Consider the following 15,501-nt stretch of genomic DNA (forward strand, 5'->3'; position numbering starts at 1 on the left):
TCAGCCCATGGAGCTGTGTTTCATGAGTAAGTGCGCACCCCGTTTTGCCCTGGCCGCCCTGGCCGCATTCATGACAGTCAACAGTGCCTGGGCCGACGAAGTCCAGGTTGCCGTCGCGGCCAACTTCACCGCGCCTATCCAGGCGATTGCCAAGGATTTCGAAAAAGACACCGGGCACAAACTGGTTGCCGCCTATGGCGCCACCGGGCAGTTCTATGCGCAGATCAAGAACGGCGCGCCTTTTGAAGTCTTCCTGGCTGCCGACGACACCACCCCGGCCAAGCTCGAAAGCGAAGGCGACAGCGTCAAGGGCTCGCGCTTCACCTACGCGGTGGGCACTCTGGCCTTGTGGTCGGCCAAGGAAGGCTACGTCGATGCCAAGGGTGAGGTGCTCAAGCAGAACCAGTTCAAGCACCTGTCCATTGCCAACCCCAAGGCTGCACCCTATGGCCTGGCTGCCACCCAGGTACTGGACAAGCTGAAGCTGACCGAGGCCACCAAGGCCAAGATCGTCGAGGGCCAGAACATCACCCAGGCCTACCAGTTCGTCTCCACGGGCAACGCCGAGTTGGGCTTTGTTGCCCTGTCGCAGATCTACAAGGACGGCAAAGTCAGCCAGGGTTCGGCCTGGATCGTACCGGCCAGCCTGCATGAGCCAATCAAGCAAGACGCGCTGATCCTCAACAAGGGCAAGGACAACCCGGCTGCCAAGGCGCTGGTCGACTACCTCAAGGGCCCTAAAGCCGCTGCGGTGATCAAGTCGTACGGTTACGAAATCTGATGCCACTGGATGCCAGCGACCTGGGTGCCATCTGGCTGACCTTCAAACTGGCCACCCTGACCACCTTGATCCTGCTGTTGGTCGGCACCCCCATCGCCTGGTGGCTGGCGCGCACGCGCTCCTGGCTGCGCGGGCCGGTGGGGGCTGTGGTGGCCCTGCCGCTGGTATTGCCACCCACGGTGATCGGCTTTTACCTACTGCTGGCCCTCGGCCCTCACGGCTGGATCGGCCAGGCCACCCAGGCCATGGGGCTGGGCACCGTGGTGTTCAGCTTTACCGGCCTGGTGATCGGCTCGGTGATCTACTCGATGCCCTTTGTGGTGCAACCGCTGCAAAACGCGTTCAGCGCCATCGGCGAACGCCCGCTGGAAGTGGCCGCGACCCTGCGGGCCACACCGTGGGACTGCTTCGTCCACGTGGTACTGCCCCTCGCCCGCCCAGGCTTCATCACCGCCAGCATCCTCGGTTTCGCCCATACCGTAGGCGAGTTCGGCGTGGTACTGATGATCGGCGGCAACATTCCCGACAAGACCCGCGTGGTGTCGGTACAGATCTTCGACCATGTCGAAGCGATGGAATACGCACAAGCGCACTGGCTGGCCGGTGCCATGCTGGTGTTCTCGTTCCTCGTGCTGCTGGCGCTGTACACCAGCCGCCGGGGCAAGTCGGCCTGGAGTTGAGTGATGAGCGCCTCGATTCATGCGCGGCTCAAGGTCGAGCGCAACGATTTCGAACTGGATGTCGAACTGCAACTGCCTGGCCGCGGCATCAGCGCCCTGTTCGGCCACTCCGGCTCCGGCAAGACCACCTGCCTGCGCTGCCTGGCCGGCCTGGAACGTGCGCCCGATGCCTACATCGAGGTCAATGGCCAGGTCTGGCAGGATTCGCGCCGCCAGTATTTCCTGGCGCCCCACCTGCGTCCGATCGGCTATGTGTTCCAGGAGGCCAGCCTGTTCCCGCACCTGTCGGTGCACGGCAACCTCACGTTCGGCTGGCGACGCATCGAGGCGAAAAACCGCAAGGTCAGCCTCGATCAAGCCTGTGCGTTGCTGGGCATCGAGCACCTGCTCGAGCGCAAGCCAGCCACCCTCTCCGGTGGCGAAGCCCAGCGTGTGGGCATCGCCCGGGCCCTGCTCAGCAGCCCGCAGCTGTTGTTGATGGACGAGCCCCTGGCGGCCCTCGATGGCCCGCGCAAGCGCGAGATCCTGCCGTACCTGGAGCGCCTGCACGACGAGCTGGACATCCCGCTGATCTACGTCAGCCATGCCCAGGATGAAGTCGCCCGACTGGCCGATCACCTGGTACTGCTCGAGCACGGCAAGGTCCAGGCCAGCGGCCCGATTGCCGCCACCCTCGCCCGCCTCGACCTGCCCCTGGCCCGGGGCGACGATGCCGGGGTGATTATCGAAGGCCAGGTCAGTAGCTACGACCCGGGCTATCAATTGCTCGGCCTGCAGTTGCCTGGCAGCACCCTGCAATTGCGCCTGACCCACGAGCCCATGGCGCTTGGCACCGCGTTGCGCCTGAAAGTCCAGGCCCGCGATGTCAGCCTGAGCCTGGCCCACGAGAGCCAGTCGAGCATCCTCAATCGCCTGCCGGTGCGAGTCACCGGTCACCAGCCGGCCGACAACAGCGCCCATGTGCTGATCAGCCTGGATGCCGACGGCAGTGTGCTGCTGGCGCGGATCACACGCTATTCGGCCGACCAACTGGGCCTGCACACGGGTCAGCAATTGGTGGCGCAGATCAAGTCGGTGGCACTGCTGGGCTGATCGCGCGGTCCATAGAACACGCCCCCGCGACCGGACCTGCACCATGCCCGACACTGCCCTGCCTGACCACCTGCACTATGTCGATGACAGCCTGCCGGGCCTGCGGCGTAAAAAACTGCGCGGGCACTTTATCTACGTCGATGCCGCCGACCGGCGAGTCAACGATCCCCCTACCCTGGAGCGCATCAAGGCGCTGGCCATTCCCCCCGCCTATACCGACGTGTGGATCTGCACCGACCCGTACGGCCACCTGCAAGCCACCGGGCGCGATGCCCGTGGCCGCAAGCAGTACCGCTACCACCCGCTGTGGCGCGACTTTCGCGACAGCCACAAGTACGGCCGGATGCTGGCCTTTGCCGGCCTGCTGCCCAAACTGCGCAGCCAGTTGGACAGCCACCTGGCCCGCCCGGGGCTGGACCGGGAAAAAGTCCTGGCCCTGGTGGTGAGCCTGCTCGACACCACGCTCATCCGCGTGGGCAATCGCCAGTATGTCCGCGACAACAACTCATTCGGCCTGACCACCCTGCGCAACCGCCACGTCAAGGTCCAAGGCAGCGCCATACGCTTCTGCTTTCGCGGCAAGAGCGGCATCGAACACCAGGTGACACTGCGCAACCGCCGCCTGGCCAACCTGGTCAAGCGCTGCATGGACCTGCCCGGGCAAGACCTGTTCCAGTATCAGGATGAACAGGGCCAGCGCCATTGCGTCGGCTCGGCCGACGTCAACGCCTTCTTGCAACAGCTGACCGGCAGCGACTTTACCGCCAAGGACTATCGCACCTGGGCAGGCAGCACCCTTGCCCTGAGCCAGTTGCGTAAATTGCAATGGCAGCCGGAGCCACAGGCCCGCCGGCAGATCGTCGAAACGGTCAAGCAGGTGGCCCTGCGCCTGGGCAACACGCCGGCGGTATGCCGACGCTGCTATATTCACCCCGCCTTGCTGGAGTGTTTTACCCGTGGCGAGCTGGCCAAACTACCGCCCGCGCGTAAACGCAAGGGCCTGGAGGTCGAGGAAGTACGCCTGTTGCTATTTCTACAGGGTATTGCCCCTTGAAATTGCCTTTGATTGACCATAGTTCTCATAACACGCAGAGAAATTTCCCATATTCGCCCAACCCCCCTATGCTTGCGGGTGTGAGCAGCGTTCGCTGCTGCAGAGCGCTCAATCGCCCCCTGGGGACCTGCTACTAAAGACTCACTACAGAATCTGTGTTCGGAGGAATTAATATCCGCCGAAAGCGTCTTTAATGAAGGAATAGAGGAACGCGTTGCGCGTGTTTCCGGCCACTGCGGGCAAGGCCTGCGAGGCAACTTACGTTACCAAGGAGATATAAATGCTGATACTCACCCGCAAGGTTGGCGAAAGCATCGTCATCAATGACGACATCAAAGTCACCATTCTGGGCGTCAAAGGTATGCAAGTGAGGATCGGCATCGATGCACCTAAAGATGTCCAGGTGCACCGCGAGGAGATTTTCAAACGCATCCAGGCCGGCAGCCCGGCGCCGGAGAAAGGAGAAAGGAGACGAGCATCACGAGTAACCCTCGCTGACTCAAGCCGCACGGATGCGCTTGACCCTGGCCGGAGCAACCCTGGCAGCGGGCCGCAATGGCCTCATGGCGATTCAGGTGTGCCGACCAGCTCCTTGACCTTGGCGATCATCTTTTCGATGTCGAACGGCTTGTCGAACACCGCCACGAACAGGTCGGGATTGTCTCGCCCCTCATGGGCCTGGGCACCGCTCATCAGGATCACCGGCAACCCTTGCAGTTGCAGTTCTTCGCGTATCTTCCTGGCCAACTCTTCCCCATTGAGCTGCGGCATCATGTAGTCGGTGATCACCAGTTCCACGCGCTTTTCTTTCAGGAAATCCAGTGCTTTCTGGCCGTTGCTCGCCGTTTCGACCACATACCCTTCATCCTCGAGGGCATACCCCAGGATATTGGCGATCAAGTACTCGTCGTCGACGACCAGAATCGTACTCATGACAGTGCAGCCTGCAGACTCACGAACCCTGCACCGGCGTCGCGGTACCGGACATCACCGCCGTGGCCTGAGTGAAGGCTTTTTTCAGATCGATGCCCTGGTCACTGATGATCAACTCCAACAGCGCCGGGTCGTAATAGCTGTCCCTGACCTTGAGAATCGACAACAAGCGCTTGAGTTCCGAGTCCAGCTCGACAAATCGCATCAACAGCAAGTTATCGACGATGCTCGACAGGTCGGGCGCTGGCGCGTTGATTTCCGATCCGAAGATATCGCGCATTTCCCAGGTAGCCATGACACTGATGTCTCGCGCACGCAGCTCTCCGATCAGGGCCCGGAAGAACTCGTTGAGCCTTGCAGGGTTGGTGGCCAGCCGGGTGAAGGCGCCCAGGCTGTCGATCAGCACGCGGCGGATGCCATGCGCCTGAACGTGGCGCAGCAGGCGTGCACCAACATCGTCGAGCAACCCCTCGGTGGTCGGCTGCCAGGCGATATGCAACGCGCCGCTGCGTTCCAGTGCTGCAAAGTCATGGCCCAGGGCGCTGGCCTTCAGGCGTAGACGCTGGGGCGTTTCATAGAAGCCAAAATGCAGGCCGGGCGCATCGACCGTCGAGGCACCCAGGAAGCTCACGCCAAGGGAGGTCTTGCCGATACCGGACGGCCCCATCACCAGGGTCATCGACGCTTCGGGCAAGCCGCCGCCCAACAGCTCATCGAGAACCCTCACTCCGCTGCCTACCCGGTTCAGCACTTCGCTGCCCTGGCTGCTCGGATGACTGTAAAGCGACTCCAGCCTCGGGTAGACCTGCAAACCGTGATCGGTGATTTCGCACTCGTGCAACCCTGATAGTGCCCCGCTGCCGCGGGTCTTGCGCAGCTGGACGCGGCGAATCGAGCGGCTGCCGATCAGTTCTTCGCCCAATTCGATCACACCGTCGACCATGGTGTGCTCCGGGCTGCCGTCGTCCAGTCGTGAGCTGGTCAGGAACAACACCGTACAGCCGGCGAAGGCGGCATGGCCTTGAAGTTCGGCAATGAATTTCTTGGTGTCCAGCGGGGTTTCGGCCCGGGAACGGGCAGTGAGCAGGCCATCGACGATCAACAGTGTGGCCTGGTGGCGATTGATCTCGCCGCGCAGCAACTTGACCACCTGGTCCAGCCCTTCGCTTTCCAGGGTGTCGAAGGCGCTTACGAACTGGATCTGATCACCGATCAGGGCCGGATCGAAGAACGCCAGGGTCGAAAGGTACTGGAACAGGCGCTCGTGCGATTCGCTCAACAAGGTGGCCACCAGCACACGTCCACCCTGGCCGACATGATTGAAGGCCAGCTGGTTGGCCAGGATGGTCTTGCCCGACCCCGGCCGCCCTTGGACGATGTAGGAGGCACCGACGATCAAACCGCCCTTGAGTAGCGCATCGAGCCCACTGATACCACTGGCAAGTCGTTTGAGCTGTTCCACGATAGTGCGACCTGTTCAATTCGATGTTGAAATGACCGGTTGGCAGACCGGTAGGTACAGGGACATGCAGGTACCATCGTCAGCGCTGCGGGTGACACTCACAGCGCCATTGCTTTGCCTGGCAAAACCATAGACCTGGCTCAACCCCAATCCAGTTCCCTTGCCGAAGGCCTTGGTGGTGAAAAAAGGTTCGAAGATACGTGGCAGCACATGCGCTGCGATGCCTCGGCCCGTGTCGCTGACATCCAGGCGCACGAAGCTGCCCCGCAAGTCATCGACCTCGCCCTGCAACTGGCAGTTGCGCGCGTGCAAGCGGATCACTCCCGCGTTATCGATGGCATCGCGGGCATTGAAGATCAGGTTGAGCAAGACCATTTGCAGCTGCCCGCCATCGACCTCGACATCCTGCACGTCCGCGTCGATCTGTATTTGCAGCTCGATGTCTTTGGGCAGCGCTTGACCGAGCAACATCCGCGTCGAGTCGATCAGGGGTGGCAAAGCGACCCTCCCGGAGTTCAATGCCTTGTGCCGGGCAAAACTGAGCAGCTGCTGGGTCATCTGGGTGCCCCGCTCGCCGGCATCGAGAATATGCTCAAGCAAACGCTGGGTGCGCTTTGGGTCACGGCTGGTAAGGGCCAGGCGGGCCGAGCCGATGATGATGGTCAGCAGGTTGTTGAAGTCATGGGCCATACCGCCGGTCAACTGGCCGAGGGCTTCGAGCTTCTGCGCCTGGAACAGCTGCGCGCGCATGACGTCGAGCTGCTGGGCAGCGTCGCGGCGGTCGGTGATGTCGCGGGTGATTTTCGCCAGGCCGACGATCTCGCCGTCCGTGCCGCGAATCACATCCAGCGCGGCGAGGGCCCAGAACTGGGTGCCGTCCTTGCGAACACGCCAGCCTTCATCCTGGGCAACACCGGTACTCAAGGCCAACTCCAGCAGCCTGGCCGGCCTGCCTTCGATACAATCCTGCTCGGTGAAAAACAGCGAGAAATGCTTGCCGATCACTTCATCGGCGCGCCAGCCCTTGATCCGTTGGGCACCTGCGTTCCAGGACACCACGTGACCATCGACATCGAGCATATAGATAGCGTAATCCACTACCGCCTGCACCAGTTGCTCATAACGACTGGCATGCATGGCGTGCAAATCCGAGCGATCAGACGAACCCATGGCAACTCCACGCAATCGCAGACGTAATCAAGAATAGACAGCATACGCTGCTTGCAACGACACAAGCCCGGCAATTCTTCCGGACGTGTCGCAACTGACTCTTGCTGGATCCAATTCGCGGTAAAGTGGCTCAATGACATTCCGGTGTCAATTGCTCTATAGTCAGCCCTTCCCGGTTCCCACCACCCTGTAAATGAGGACGCAACTCTTGGCTGCCGACCCACGGATGAAAGGCATTCACGACGATTTGCACAGCACGGCACGCGAACTTGAACGTGTCTCGCGCGAACTGGGCGGCCACGCCCGCTACCTGCAGTGCTCGATCCACCGCACCGACGCCGACGATGTGCTGGGGCAGATCCTGGGGCTGCAAGCCTCGGTGGAGCAGCTTCGCGACGTTGCGCATAAAATCAGTCGATAGGCCCGGCCCAGGCGGCGCCTGGAGGCGGTAGCGCGGTTGACTCAAATATAACGATGAGTTATAAAGCACGCTTGATTGCGGAGGAAATGCGTTTTCCCCAGGGCTTGGATTCACCCGTACGCCCCGGTCGCCAGACCCTTTCAAACCTGTGCGAGTGTGGTGGAATTGGTATACACAGCAGACTTAAAATCTGCCGGCGTGAGCCTTGCGGGTTCGAGTCCCGCCACTCGCACCATTTTTGAAAAAGGCGCCTTCAAGGCGCCTTTTTGCTGCCTGCGATTCATACCTTCCCTGCCCGCGGCGCAAAGGCTGCAAGCACCTGCTATGGTGAAATTGCCCCATCACAGAGGAAGGCAGCCATGCGCTATACCCTGTTCGACAACCAGCGTGACGTGATCATCCTGCTGGCGCGGATTTTATTGATGATCCTGTTCGTGATGTCAGGCTGGAGCAAGATGACCGGCTTTGCCGGCACCGTCGACTACCTCGCCTCCCTGGGTGCCCCAATGCCTCAGGTAGCTGCCGGGGTGGCAGTGGCCATGGAGTTCTTCGTCGCAATTGTGCTGATCGTCGGGTTCTATACCCGTCCGCTGGCGTTCCTGTTTGCCCTGTTCGTGGTCGGTACCGCCGTGATCGGCCATCCCTTCTGGAACATGGTCGATCCGGCGCGCGCCGCCAACAGCGTCCAGTTCTTCAAGAACCTGAGCATCACCGGTGGCTTGCTGCTGCTTGCCGTGACCGGTGCCGGCAGGTTCTCGGCAGACGGACGATAAAAGATCGCGGGGCAAGCCCGCTCCTACTGCAGGAGCGGGCTTGCCCCGCGATTAAATTGCTACACGTCATCCAGCGTATTCACGCCTTCATCCCAGTCCACTTCATCCTCATCTTCGTGGTCATCGACCGGGTCGTACATCGGGTCGACTTCGTCCTGCAGCGCGCAATCGCCGTCATGGAACTCATGATCAAGCAGATGATCGTGTTCGGGTTCGTGGATGTCTGGTTCGTCGTGCATCAAAGGATCCTGGTTGTGCGCCACAACAGCGTGGGCCCGCTTGTATAAGCGCCCAATGCGCCAAGGTCAATCCACTTTGACCTGCTCGGGCGCCACGCTCATCCGATACTCGATGCAACCCGAATTTTGCGCGACCCAGTCGTACAACTTCTGCGCCCGCTTGTTGCTGTGATGGGTATGCCAGTACAGGCGCCCGCACTGGTGTTGGCGGGCAAACGCCTGGACCCACTCGATCAAGGATTTCCCCGCCCCAGCCCCACGCACCGAAGGCGCCACGTACAAATCCTCCAGGTAACAGAAGTCGGCCTCAGACCAGGTCGAACGGTGCAGCACCGCATTCACCATCCCCACCACCTCGCCATTGTGCACGGCAACTGCCGCCACCATCGGCTCATCCGGGTCGAGGAAACGTTTGAACGTGGCCTGGCTCACAGCCTCGCCCAACGACACTTGATAGAAGTCCTGGTACGCCAGCCACAGGTCCAGCCACTGAGGATAATCACCTGCCTGGACGGCCCGAACGGTCACTGCATTCTGCTGATTGGTCATTGCTCGAAATTGCCTTTGGAGTGGATAAGGCAGGCAATGTAAGGTGAATCGGCGATCGCGAACCCGACCAATTCGGGCAAGGGCGGCAGTCCACTCGGGCACTGGCTGCCCCTGCCCGCTGTCACCTCTGGCGAAGCAACGCGGCATTGGCCTGGCGCACCATCTGCACCCATTCGCCGGTACTCACCGAGCCCGAGTGCTCAAGCCGCTGCGCGGCCATCAGTGCCTGGTCATACTCCGCTTCCTGCAGCACAGGCTCGCCAAGGTACCTGGCCCGCCATTCCAGGATCGCTGCGGCTCCTTGTTTATCGTCCATCTCCATCCTCATGTCGCGCTGATTGAAGGCACGCAATCCAGGTGCCGCCTGAAAGGCGGCGAGATTACACCACATCAAAGCCAATGAGAATTGTTTGCATTTTTGTCCTTATCAAAAACAGACGAGCGGACAACCGCCTGCGCTGGGCCTCCCGCTGGCATAGGCCTCATCAGGCACTGTTTTGGTCGCCAATGACCTTGTTGGCCGTCAACCCAGCGACTAATACTTAAGTCTTACCTGGGGAGGTATAAAAAATGCTGCCAAGATTCGTTGTCGTTCCAGCAGTGCCCATTGAGACGCATTCTGTACGCAACGGCACTCGATACTACGCAACTACTGTCACGGGAGGTTTTGACCTCTATGACAATCAGGAAAAGCTTCGACTCAAGCCCAGCTATCCCACCAGGGCCGAGGCCGATGCCGAATGCGCCAGAAGAAATAGCGAGCCCAGCTGTCACTATGCAGTGTTTCCCCAACTAAGGACGGTCTGAACAAAACGCAACAGTGAAACGGTTGTATCCGGCGTCTCTTCGCAACACGTACTGCGGGAGCCTTGCCATGAACACATCTGCCATCGCCCTGTTAGCCTTGCTATCAGTGGCAACTGGCTGCTCTACCGACGCCCATGTTTTTCGCGACCAGCCGCTGGTCGCCAAGGTCGAACCGGGGATGAGCCAGGATCAAGTCCAGAGCATCGGCGGCAAGCCATTGTCAGTATCGGATCGCACTGTCGAGCCCGGTACCTGCTTTGACTACATGCTCACTCAATCAGGTCGAACTCAGCCCTACCATGTCAGCTTCGACGCGGCCGGCAAGGTAGACCATCAAAGCTTCATGACCTGCGCCCAATGGAGTCATGCACAGCAAAAATCCAGGGAAGCCCCCACTAATATGGGAGGTGTTGGAGGTTCGGGTTACTAGGACTGGTGAGCTACGCTCAATACGTTGACACGAGCGTGCGGTACTCGCGTCTGGCTGGTTTTATTTCGTTCGGGAGAACCGTTATGAAGTACCTGGCAGCGTTTATCGTCGCACTGACATTGGGCAGTTCCGCCTTTGCCACCGAATGCGATGACAGCATCAAACAGCTCGAGAATATCGACAAGACTGACGGCCAGGCCCTGACCGGCGGCAAGGTCGATGAGTTTCGCGAATTGCTCGAGCAGGCCAAGCAGGCACAAAAGGCAGGCGATGAGGAGCTGTGCAATTCTTCAGCCCAACGCGCCCTGCAGATCTACAAGGTGGGACGCAGCAAGTAGGCAATAAGCTCGGTTCATAGCCGCAGCCTGCTGGTGGCGGCTATGAACCAATGTCCACTGCTCGCGAGGTTCCTGCTCGATACTCCCCTGAGTAGTTCGCTCGAACTACCCGGACTTCCCTCTCAATATCCTCCCTTTTACCGACGCGCTGCCACAGCCTCCCTCTCTAGTATCGAAGCCAAAATCAACAATAACGATGGAGAAAGGACATGGCCCGCACAGGGAAATGGTCACGCCTACTTGCTATGGCAGGTGCACTGTTAGTCGCGTCGCTGGGTGTAAAAGCCGCCGACAAGCCCAACATCCTGGTGATCTTTGGGGATGATATCGGCATCTTCAACATCAGCGCCTACAACCAGGGCATGATGGGCTACGAGACCCCCAATATCGACCGTATCGCGCGTGAGGGTGCGTTGTTCACCCACTCCTATGGCGAGCAGTCCTGCACTGCCGGGCGTTCGGCCTTCGCGCTGGGCCAACACCCGTTCCGCACCGGCCTGCTGACCGTTGGCATGCCAGGCTCCGAGCACGGCATCCCGGACTGGGCACCGACCATCGGCGATGTGATGAAACAGCAAGGCTATACCACCGGCCAGTTCGGCAAGAATCACCTCGGCGATCGCGACCAGCACCTACCGACCAAGCACGGTTTCGACGAGTTCTTCGGCAACCTCTACCACATGAACGCCGAGGAAGAACCCGAAACCTACTACTACCCCAAGGATCCCGAGTTCCGCAAAAAGTACGGCCCGCGCGGGGTGATCCACTCCTACGCCGACGGCAAGATCGAAGACACCGGTGCCTTGACCCGCAAGCGCATGGAAACCATCGACGATGAACTGGTACAGGCCACCGAGAACTTCATCGACAAGGCGCACAAGGCCGACAAGCCCTTCTTCGTCTGGTTCAACTCCACACGCATGCACATCTGGACCCACCTGAAGAAGGAGTCCGAAGGCAAGACCGGCGTTGGTCTCTACCCGGACGGCATGGTCGAGCACGACGGCCACGTCGGCCAGTTGCTGAAAAAGCTCGATGACCTCGGCATCGCCGACAACACCATCATCATCTACACCACTGACAACGGCGCACAAAAATTCACCTGGCCCGATGGCGGTACCTCACCGTTCGCCGGCGAAAAAGGCACCTCCAACGAAGGCGGCCATCGCGTGCCGCTGCTGGTCAAGTGGCCTCAGGTCATCAAGCCGGGCAGCCGCTACAACAACATGATCGCCCATAACGACTGGATGCCCACGCTGGCGGCCGCAGCCGGCGACTCGACACTGGTCGAAGACATGGCCAAGGGCAGCAAGCTCAACGGCAAGGACTACCGCGTTCATCTGGACGGCTACAACTTCCTGCCGTTCTTCAAGGGCGAGGCCAAGGACAGCCCTCGCGAAGAGTACTTCTACTTCAGCATGGCGGGCGACCTGGACGCGATCCGCTGGAAGGAATGGAAACTGAGCTTCGCGCAGATGGAGGGTGACTTCAGCACCAGTGCGCGCACGGTGACCAACGTGCCGGCGTTGACCAACCTGTTCGCCGACCCCTTCCAGACGGCCCGCAAGGAGTCACCCGGTGCCCGGCGCTGGTCGGCAGACCAGGCCTGGCTGCTGGTACCCATCAAGGCCAAGGTCGGCGCCTTCCTGAGCACCCTGTCGCAATACCCGTTCCAGGAAGGGGTCAGCCTGAACGTCGCCAACATCAACTACCAGAGCCTGGCAGTGAAGAAAGCCCTGATGGGCCTGAAGAACGCGCCACCGACCAAGGCAAACGAATAGGTGTTCCCGAGGGTTTAACGAACAAGGGCAGCCATTGGCTGCCCTTGTTCGTTTCAATGGTTCCCGTGCCATGCCAGCACTATTTAACGCCGATGTCTTCTGCGAAATGGAGCAGGTCGCAAATCCGGCCCGGTTCAGGGTTGCTGCCTGTGCTTCTGAAGCATCACCGCCAACCCCGCCAGTGCAAGGGCGAGCAGGTAGGCAAACAGACCGAGGTTGATCCCCATGATCATTTTCTCTGTGCCATCGCAGAGCACCATTGATCCACCGTATCCATCACGCAGCCAGTAGGCCATCAAGAAACCACCAGTGACGAACAAGGTGAGCAGGCTTGCCAGCCTGAGATCGCCCTTGCCCCACACCAGCCAGACACTGAACGCGCCGATGCTTGTATTGGTAAACAGCTGCCACGTCTCGTGCAGCCGCGCATGGGGGTCCCATGCCTGGTTGAAGACGTGGGTCTGATTGATCTCGAGGATCGGTACAACGACGGCGTAAAAAACGATACCCACGGTCACCAAGCACTTTGCCAACATGTGAAACCTCCCTGCTCCGCGTTAACCCTAGGTACCCCGCGAGTTTGTCACCCCGCCGCGGAGCGCTGCCGTTTGATCCGGTACATATCGCCATCGGCATGACTGAGCAGTGTATCGGCATCCTCCCCGTCTGCCGGGTACAAGGCCACGCCGATGCTGCAGGAGGGCATGGTGACCCCGTCAAATTCGGGGCCCAGCGGCTCGGCCATGACGGCGAGAATCTGCGCTACCTTCTCGGCCACCGCGTCCTGGGACTGCAGGTCCGTCAACAGCACGGTGAATTCATCGCCGCCCATCCGCGCTACCGTGTCGGTCTCGCGCACGCAACGCTCCAGGCGCCGAGCGACCGTACACAGCACACGATCGCCCGCCGCGTGCCCATGAACGTCATTGATATCCTTGAAGTCATTGATATCCAGAAACAGCAACGCCAGGGTGTTGTGGTGGCGGTGCGCCGCGCGCAGGGCGCTGGCCAGGCGGTCATTGAACAGCGACCGGTTGGTCAGGTGGGTCAGCGGATCGTGATGGGCCATGAAACGCAGTTCTTCCTCGGCCTGGCGCAGGGCCGTCACGTCCCGCGCGACACCGATGCGCGCGCCCACTTCCTTGGACCAGAACGCCGCCCACAGGATATGCACGACACCGCCATCCTTGCGAACGTAGCGATTGCGAAAATCGACGTGGGACTGACCATTCATGACCCGGATGATCGAAGCCCGCGTGACCGCCAGGTCGTCAGGGTGGATATAGTCGGTGATCGGGGTGCCCGTCAGTTCGGCGGCACGGTAACCGAGCAGTGCCTCGCAGGCATCGCTCACAAATACGATCTGGTTGTCCCCGTCGACCACGAAGACCGTGTCCAACATCAGGTGGATCAGCTTGGGATAGAGCGCTTGCAGGTCTACGGGCATAGGCCAGGGGTCCGGTTTGTTCATCAAGATCATAGCCCGATCACAGGGCCATTTGGCTACGCCGATCGCCGCCTCTTGCGACGAAGTGCAGAAGACTTTGCGGTCAATTTCGCCAGAATTGCGAAACTTCTGATGCGTAATTGATTCCTACAGCACTTTTCACCAGATATGACTGGTTATACAGTCAAAACAACTGGCCCACTCTTCCTATACTGCGGGCGGCGTCCGCATGCCAGCACGCTCCAGCGAGCCAGGGTGCTTGTTGTGCTGGCATGGCGAACGCCGCCCTGCGGAAATGCGAGGACAGGAACTGCCTGGCTTTTCCATGCAACTAATAAGTCTAAGAACGAGAAAAGTGTAATGAATAAACAATCCATCCAGATTGCGCTTGCTTACATGTCCGTGGTGATCGGCGGCGGCTTCGCCTCCGGGCAGGAGGTCCTGCAGTTCTTCACCGGCTATGGGCTGATAGGCATTGTCGGTACTCTGGTCAGCGGTGTGCTGTTCGCCTTCCTCGGCATGCAGATCGCCCGGATGAGTTCGCAGATGCAGGCGAACTCGCACAAGGAAGTCCTTTACCGCTTGTTCGGTAGTCGAGTCGGCCTGATCGTCGACGTCGTGCTGTCGTTCTTCCTGTATGGCGTCGGCGTAGTCATGCTGGCGGGCAGCGGCTCGATCTTCGCCCAGGAGTACGACATGCCGCCGCTGTTCGGCGGTGTATTGATGACCGTGCTGGTGATCGCCACCCTGTGCCTGAACGTCAAGCGCATCATCAACTTGATCAGCGCGGTCATGCCCTTCCTGCTGGCGATGGTGCTGATCATCACCACCTACTCGATCTTCAACTACAACGCCTCGGTCGAGACCCTCGACGCGGTTGCCCGCGAGAACAACGAGACGGTCACCGGCAACTGGTTCGTCGGCGCCCTGCTGTACGCATCGTTCAACATCGCCGTAGGCTTCCCAATGCTGGCAGTCATCGGCGGCATGACCAAACAGCCCAAGGCCGCGGCAGTCGGCGGCATACTCGGCGGCCTTGGCCTGGGTGCCCTGATCCTGCTGCTGAACATCGGCCTGTTCGCCAACATCAACCAGCTGCAGGGCATCGAAATGCCGTCGCTGGCGCTGTCGGCGCGCATCTCGCCGCTGCTTGCGGTGGTGATGTCGATCGCACTGGTCTGCATGATCTACAGCACCGCGGTGGGCATGTTCTTTGCCTTCAGCGCCCGCTTCGCCAAGCCTGATTCGCGCCGCTTCAAAGTCGTCAGCGCCGTGACTGTGTGCGTGGGCCTGGCCTTGAGCCTGGGCGGCTTCAGCAAGTTGGTCGGCACGGTGTATCCACTGCTGGGCTACGTCGGCTTCGCGCTGATCCTCGCCATCGGCTTCAGCTGGGTACGCAGCCGTTCCGCTGCCAAGGCGCAAAGCGCCAAACTGAGCGCCCTGTCCTGATGCTGATGCCGGTACACACAGGCCATTGAGCGCAGCCACAAAAAAGCCGATGCCAGGTTCTGGCATCGGCTTTTTTGTGGCTCTTCACGGCGTCC

The 15,501-nt window shown here is 60.4% G+C and carries 19 protein-coding genes, 1 tRNA gene and 1 pseudogene; 13 read left to right on the forward strand and 8 right to left on the reverse strand.

Annotation, left to right across the window (positions count from 1 at the left end):
- The first annotated feature begins 22 nt into the window (after nt 1–22).
- From modA to csrA, 5 genes and pseudogenes are all read left to right on the forward strand, one after another.
- Nucleotides 23–781, forward strand: coding sequence for a molybdate ABC transporter substrate-binding protein (gene modA, locus NPS58_RS15810; RefSeq protein WP_274116289.1), 759 nt, complete (start codon nt 23–25; stop codon nt 779–781).
- Complete coding sequence (gene modB, locus NPS58_RS15815) at nt 781–1,461, forward strand: molybdate ABC transporter permease subunit (RefSeq protein WP_274116290.1); 681 nt, start codon at nt 781–783, stop codon at nt 1,459–1,461. Before modA ends, modB begins: the two co-directional genes overlap by 1 nt.
- A 3-nt stretch (nt 1,462–1,464) precedes the next feature.
- Nucleotides 1,465–2,553, forward strand: coding sequence for a molybdenum ABC transporter ATP-binding protein (gene modC / locus NPS58_RS15820; RefSeq protein ID WP_274116291.1), 1,089 nt, complete (start codon nt 1,465–1,467; stop codon nt 2,551–2,553).
- Nucleotides 2,554–2,596: 43 nt separating this feature from the next.
- The gene (locus NPS58_RS15825; RefSeq protein WP_274116292.1) at nt 2,597–3,607 is read left to right on the forward strand and encodes a DNA topoisomerase IB; all 1,011 of its coding nucleotides are present in this window, start codon (nt 2,597–2,599) and stop codon (nt 3,605–3,607) included.
- Between the two features lie 280 nt (nt 3,608–3,887).
- Nucleotides 3,888–4,073 (forward strand): annotated as a pseudogene (gene csrA, locus NPS58_RS15830) (carbon storage regulator CsrA); the annotation flags it as partial.
- 95 nt (nt 4,074–4,168) lie between these two features.
- Here the strand turns inward: csrA and NPS58_RS15835 are convergent.
- From NPS58_RS15835 to NPS58_RS15845, 3 genes are read right to left on the reverse strand one after another with little or no spacing between them, the layout of a single operon-like run.
- Complete coding sequence (locus NPS58_RS15835) at nt 4,169–4,540, reverse strand: response regulator (protein ID WP_274116293.1); 372 nt, start codon at nt 4,538–4,540, stop codon at nt 4,169–4,171.
- A 19-nt stretch (nt 4,541–4,559) separates the two neighbouring features.
- On the reverse strand, nt 4,560–6,005 hold the full coding sequence (locus tag NPS58_RS15840) for an ATPase domain-containing protein (RefSeq protein ID WP_274116551.1): 1,446 nt from the start codon (nt 6,003–6,005) through the stop codon (nt 4,560–4,562).
- A 12-nt stretch (nt 6,006–6,017) separates the two neighbouring features.
- Nucleotides 6,018–7,172, reverse strand: a complete 1,155-nt coding sequence (locus NPS58_RS15845; RefSeq protein ID WP_274116294.1) for a two-component system sensor histidine kinase NtrB — start codon at nt 7,170–7,172, stop codon at nt 6,018–6,020.
- Between the two features lie 208 nt (nt 7,173–7,380).
- Between NPS58_RS15845 and NPS58_RS15850 the strand changes: the two genes are divergently transcribed.
- From NPS58_RS15850 to NPS58_RS15860, 3 genes are all read left to right on the forward strand, one after another.
- Nucleotides 7,381–7,593, forward strand: a complete 213-nt coding sequence (locus NPS58_RS15850) for a hypothetical protein (RefSeq protein WP_274116295.1) — start codon at nt 7,381–7,383, stop codon at nt 7,591–7,593.
- 150 nt (nt 7,594–7,743) lie between these two features.
- Nucleotides 7,744–7,828, forward strand: a tRNA-Leu gene (locus NPS58_RS15855).
- Nucleotides 7,829–7,952: 124 nt separating this feature from the next.
- Nucleotides 7,953–8,366 (forward strand): DoxX family protein, encoded by a 414-nt coding sequence (locus tag NPS58_RS15860; RefSeq protein ID WP_274116296.1) that lies wholly within the window; start codon nt 7,953–7,955, stop codon nt 8,364–8,366.
- 59 nt (nt 8,367–8,425) lie between these two features.
- Here NPS58_RS15860 and NPS58_RS15865 read toward each other — a convergent pair whose 3' ends face one another.
- The 3 genes from NPS58_RS15865 to NPS58_RS15875 all read right to left on the reverse strand — a co-directional run bounded on the left by NPS58_RS15865 (nt 8,426) and on the right by NPS58_RS15875 (nt 9,470).
- On the reverse strand, nt 8,426–8,605 hold the full coding sequence (locus NPS58_RS15865; RefSeq protein WP_274116297.1) for a hypothetical protein: 180 nt from the start codon (nt 8,603–8,605) through the stop codon (nt 8,426–8,428).
- 66 nt (nt 8,606–8,671) lie between these two features.
- A complete protein-coding gene (locus tag NPS58_RS15870; protein WP_274116298.1) occupies nt 8,672–9,154 on the reverse strand; it encodes a GNAT family N-acetyltransferase in 483 nt (160 codons plus the stop codon).
- A gap of 121 nt (nt 9,155–9,275) precedes the next feature.
- Nucleotides 9,276–9,470 carry a hypothetical protein gene (locus NPS58_RS15875; protein ID WP_274116299.1) on the reverse strand — a complete coding sequence of 65 codons (195 nt, stop codon included), beginning with the start codon at nt 9,468–9,470 and terminating at the stop codon, nt 9,276–9,278.
- 254 nt (nt 9,471–9,724) lie between these two features.
- Between NPS58_RS15875 and NPS58_RS15880 the strand changes: the two genes are divergently transcribed.
- The 4 genes from NPS58_RS15880 (at nt 9,725) to NPS58_RS15895 (ending at nt 12,510) form a co-directional block, all read left to right on the forward strand.
- Nucleotides 9,725–9,961, forward strand: coding sequence for a hypothetical protein (locus NPS58_RS15880; RefSeq protein WP_084167912.1), 237 nt, complete (start codon nt 9,725–9,727; stop codon nt 9,959–9,961).
- 67 nt (nt 9,962–10,028) lie between these two features.
- Nucleotides 10,029–10,391: an osmotically-inducible lipoprotein OsmE gene (osmE, locus tag NPS58_RS15885; RefSeq protein ID WP_274116300.1), complete on the forward strand. Its 363-nt coding sequence runs from the start codon at nt 10,029–10,031 to the stop codon at nt 10,389–10,391.
- An 83-nt stretch (nt 10,392–10,474) separates the two neighbouring features.
- Nucleotides 10,475–10,729, forward strand: a complete 255-nt coding sequence (locus NPS58_RS15890) for a hypothetical protein (protein WP_274116301.1) — start codon at nt 10,475–10,477, stop codon at nt 10,727–10,729.
- A 209-nt stretch (nt 10,730–10,938) separates the two neighbouring features.
- Nucleotides 10,939–12,510, forward strand: a complete 1,572-nt coding sequence (locus tag NPS58_RS15895; RefSeq protein ID WP_425313074.1) for an arylsulfatase — start codon at nt 10,939–10,941, stop codon at nt 12,508–12,510.
- Nucleotides 12,511–12,644: 134 nt separating this feature from the next.
- Here the strand turns inward: NPS58_RS15895 and NPS58_RS15900 are convergent, their stop codons facing one another.
- Both NPS58_RS15900 and NPS58_RS15905 read right to left on the reverse strand, forming a co-directional pair.
- Complete coding sequence (locus NPS58_RS15900) at nt 12,645–13,046, reverse strand: hypothetical protein (protein ID WP_274116303.1); 402 nt, start codon at nt 13,044–13,046, stop codon at nt 12,645–12,647.
- Between the two features lie 47 nt (nt 13,047–13,093).
- On the reverse strand, nt 13,094–13,957 hold the full coding sequence (locus NPS58_RS15905; RefSeq protein ID WP_274116304.1) for a sensor domain-containing diguanylate cyclase: 864 nt from the start codon (nt 13,955–13,957) through the stop codon (nt 13,094–13,096).
- Between the two features lie 360 nt (nt 13,958–14,317).
- On the opposite strand from NPS58_RS15905, the gene NPS58_RS15910 reads away from it, so the two are divergent.
- Complete coding sequence (locus tag NPS58_RS15910; protein ID WP_274116305.1) at nt 14,318–15,406, forward strand: YkvI family membrane protein; 1,089 nt, start codon at nt 14,318–14,320, stop codon at nt 15,404–15,406.
- The last annotated feature ends 95 nt before the right edge of the window (nt 15,407–15,501 follow it).

Origin of the sequence: Pseudomonas putida (genome assembly GCF_028682455.1) — a bacterium.
Classification (GTDB): Bacteria; Pseudomonadota; Gammaproteobacteria; order Pseudomonadales; family Pseudomonadaceae; genus Aquipseudomonas; species Aquipseudomonas putida_AA.

Coding starts and splice junctions, on each gene's coding strand:
- modA (WP_274116289.1), top strand. CDS start 23: ATGAGTAAGTGCGCACCCCGTTTTGCCCTGGCCGCCCTGGCCGCATTC.
- modB (WP_274116290.1), top strand. CDS start 781: ATGCCACTGGATGCCAGCGACCTGGGTGCCATCTGGCTGACCTTCAAA.
- modC (WP_274116291.1), top strand. CDS start 1,465: ATGAGCGCCTCGATTCATGCGCGGCTCAAGGTCGAGCGCAACGATTTC.
- NPS58_RS15825 (WP_274116292.1), top strand. CDS start 2,597: ATGCCCGACACTGCCCTGCCTGACCACCTGCACTATGTCGATGACAGC.
- NPS58_RS15835 (WP_274116293.1), bottom strand. CDS start 4,540: ATGAGTACGATTCTGGTCGTCGACGACGAGTACTTGATCGCCAATATC.
- NPS58_RS15845 (WP_274116294.1), bottom strand. CDS start 7,172: ATGGGTTCGTCTGATCGCTCGGATTTGCACGCCATGCATGCCAGTCGT.
- NPS58_RS15860 (WP_274116296.1), top strand. CDS start 7,953: ATGCGCTATACCCTGTTCGACAACCAGCGTGACGTGATCATCCTGCTG.
- NPS58_RS15865 (WP_274116297.1), bottom strand. CDS start 8,605: ATGCACGACGAACCAGACATCCACGAACCCGAACACGATCATCTGCTT.
- NPS58_RS15870 (WP_274116298.1), bottom strand. CDS start 9,154: ATGACCAATCAGCAGAATGCAGTGACCGTTCGGGCCGTCCAGGCAGGT.
- NPS58_RS15875 (WP_274116299.1), bottom strand. CDS start 9,470: ATGGACGATAAACAAGGAGCCGCAGCGATCCTGGAATGGCGGGCCAGG.
- NPS58_RS15880 (WP_084167912.1), top strand. CDS start 9,725: ATGCTGCCAAGATTCGTTGTCGTTCCAGCAGTGCCCATTGAGACGCAT.
- osmE (WP_274116300.1), top strand. CDS start 10,029: ATGAACACATCTGCCATCGCCCTGTTAGCCTTGCTATCAGTGGCAACT.
- NPS58_RS15890 (WP_274116301.1), top strand. CDS start 10,475: ATGAAGTACCTGGCAGCGTTTATCGTCGCACTGACATTGGGCAGTTCC.
- NPS58_RS15895 (WP_425313074.1), top strand. CDS start 10,939: ATGGCCCGCACAGGGAAATGGTCACGCCTACTTGCTATGGCAGGTGCA.
- NPS58_RS15900 (WP_274116303.1), bottom strand. CDS start 13,046: ATGTTGGCAAAGTGCTTGGTGACCGTGGGTATCGTTTTTTACGCCGTC.
- NPS58_RS15905 (WP_274116304.1), bottom strand. CDS start 13,957: ATGCCCGTAGACCTGCAAGCGCTCTATCCCAAGCTGATCCACCTGATG.
- NPS58_RS15910 (WP_274116305.1), top strand. CDS start 14,318: ATGAATAAACAATCCATCCAGATTGCGCTTGCTTACATGTCCGTGGTG.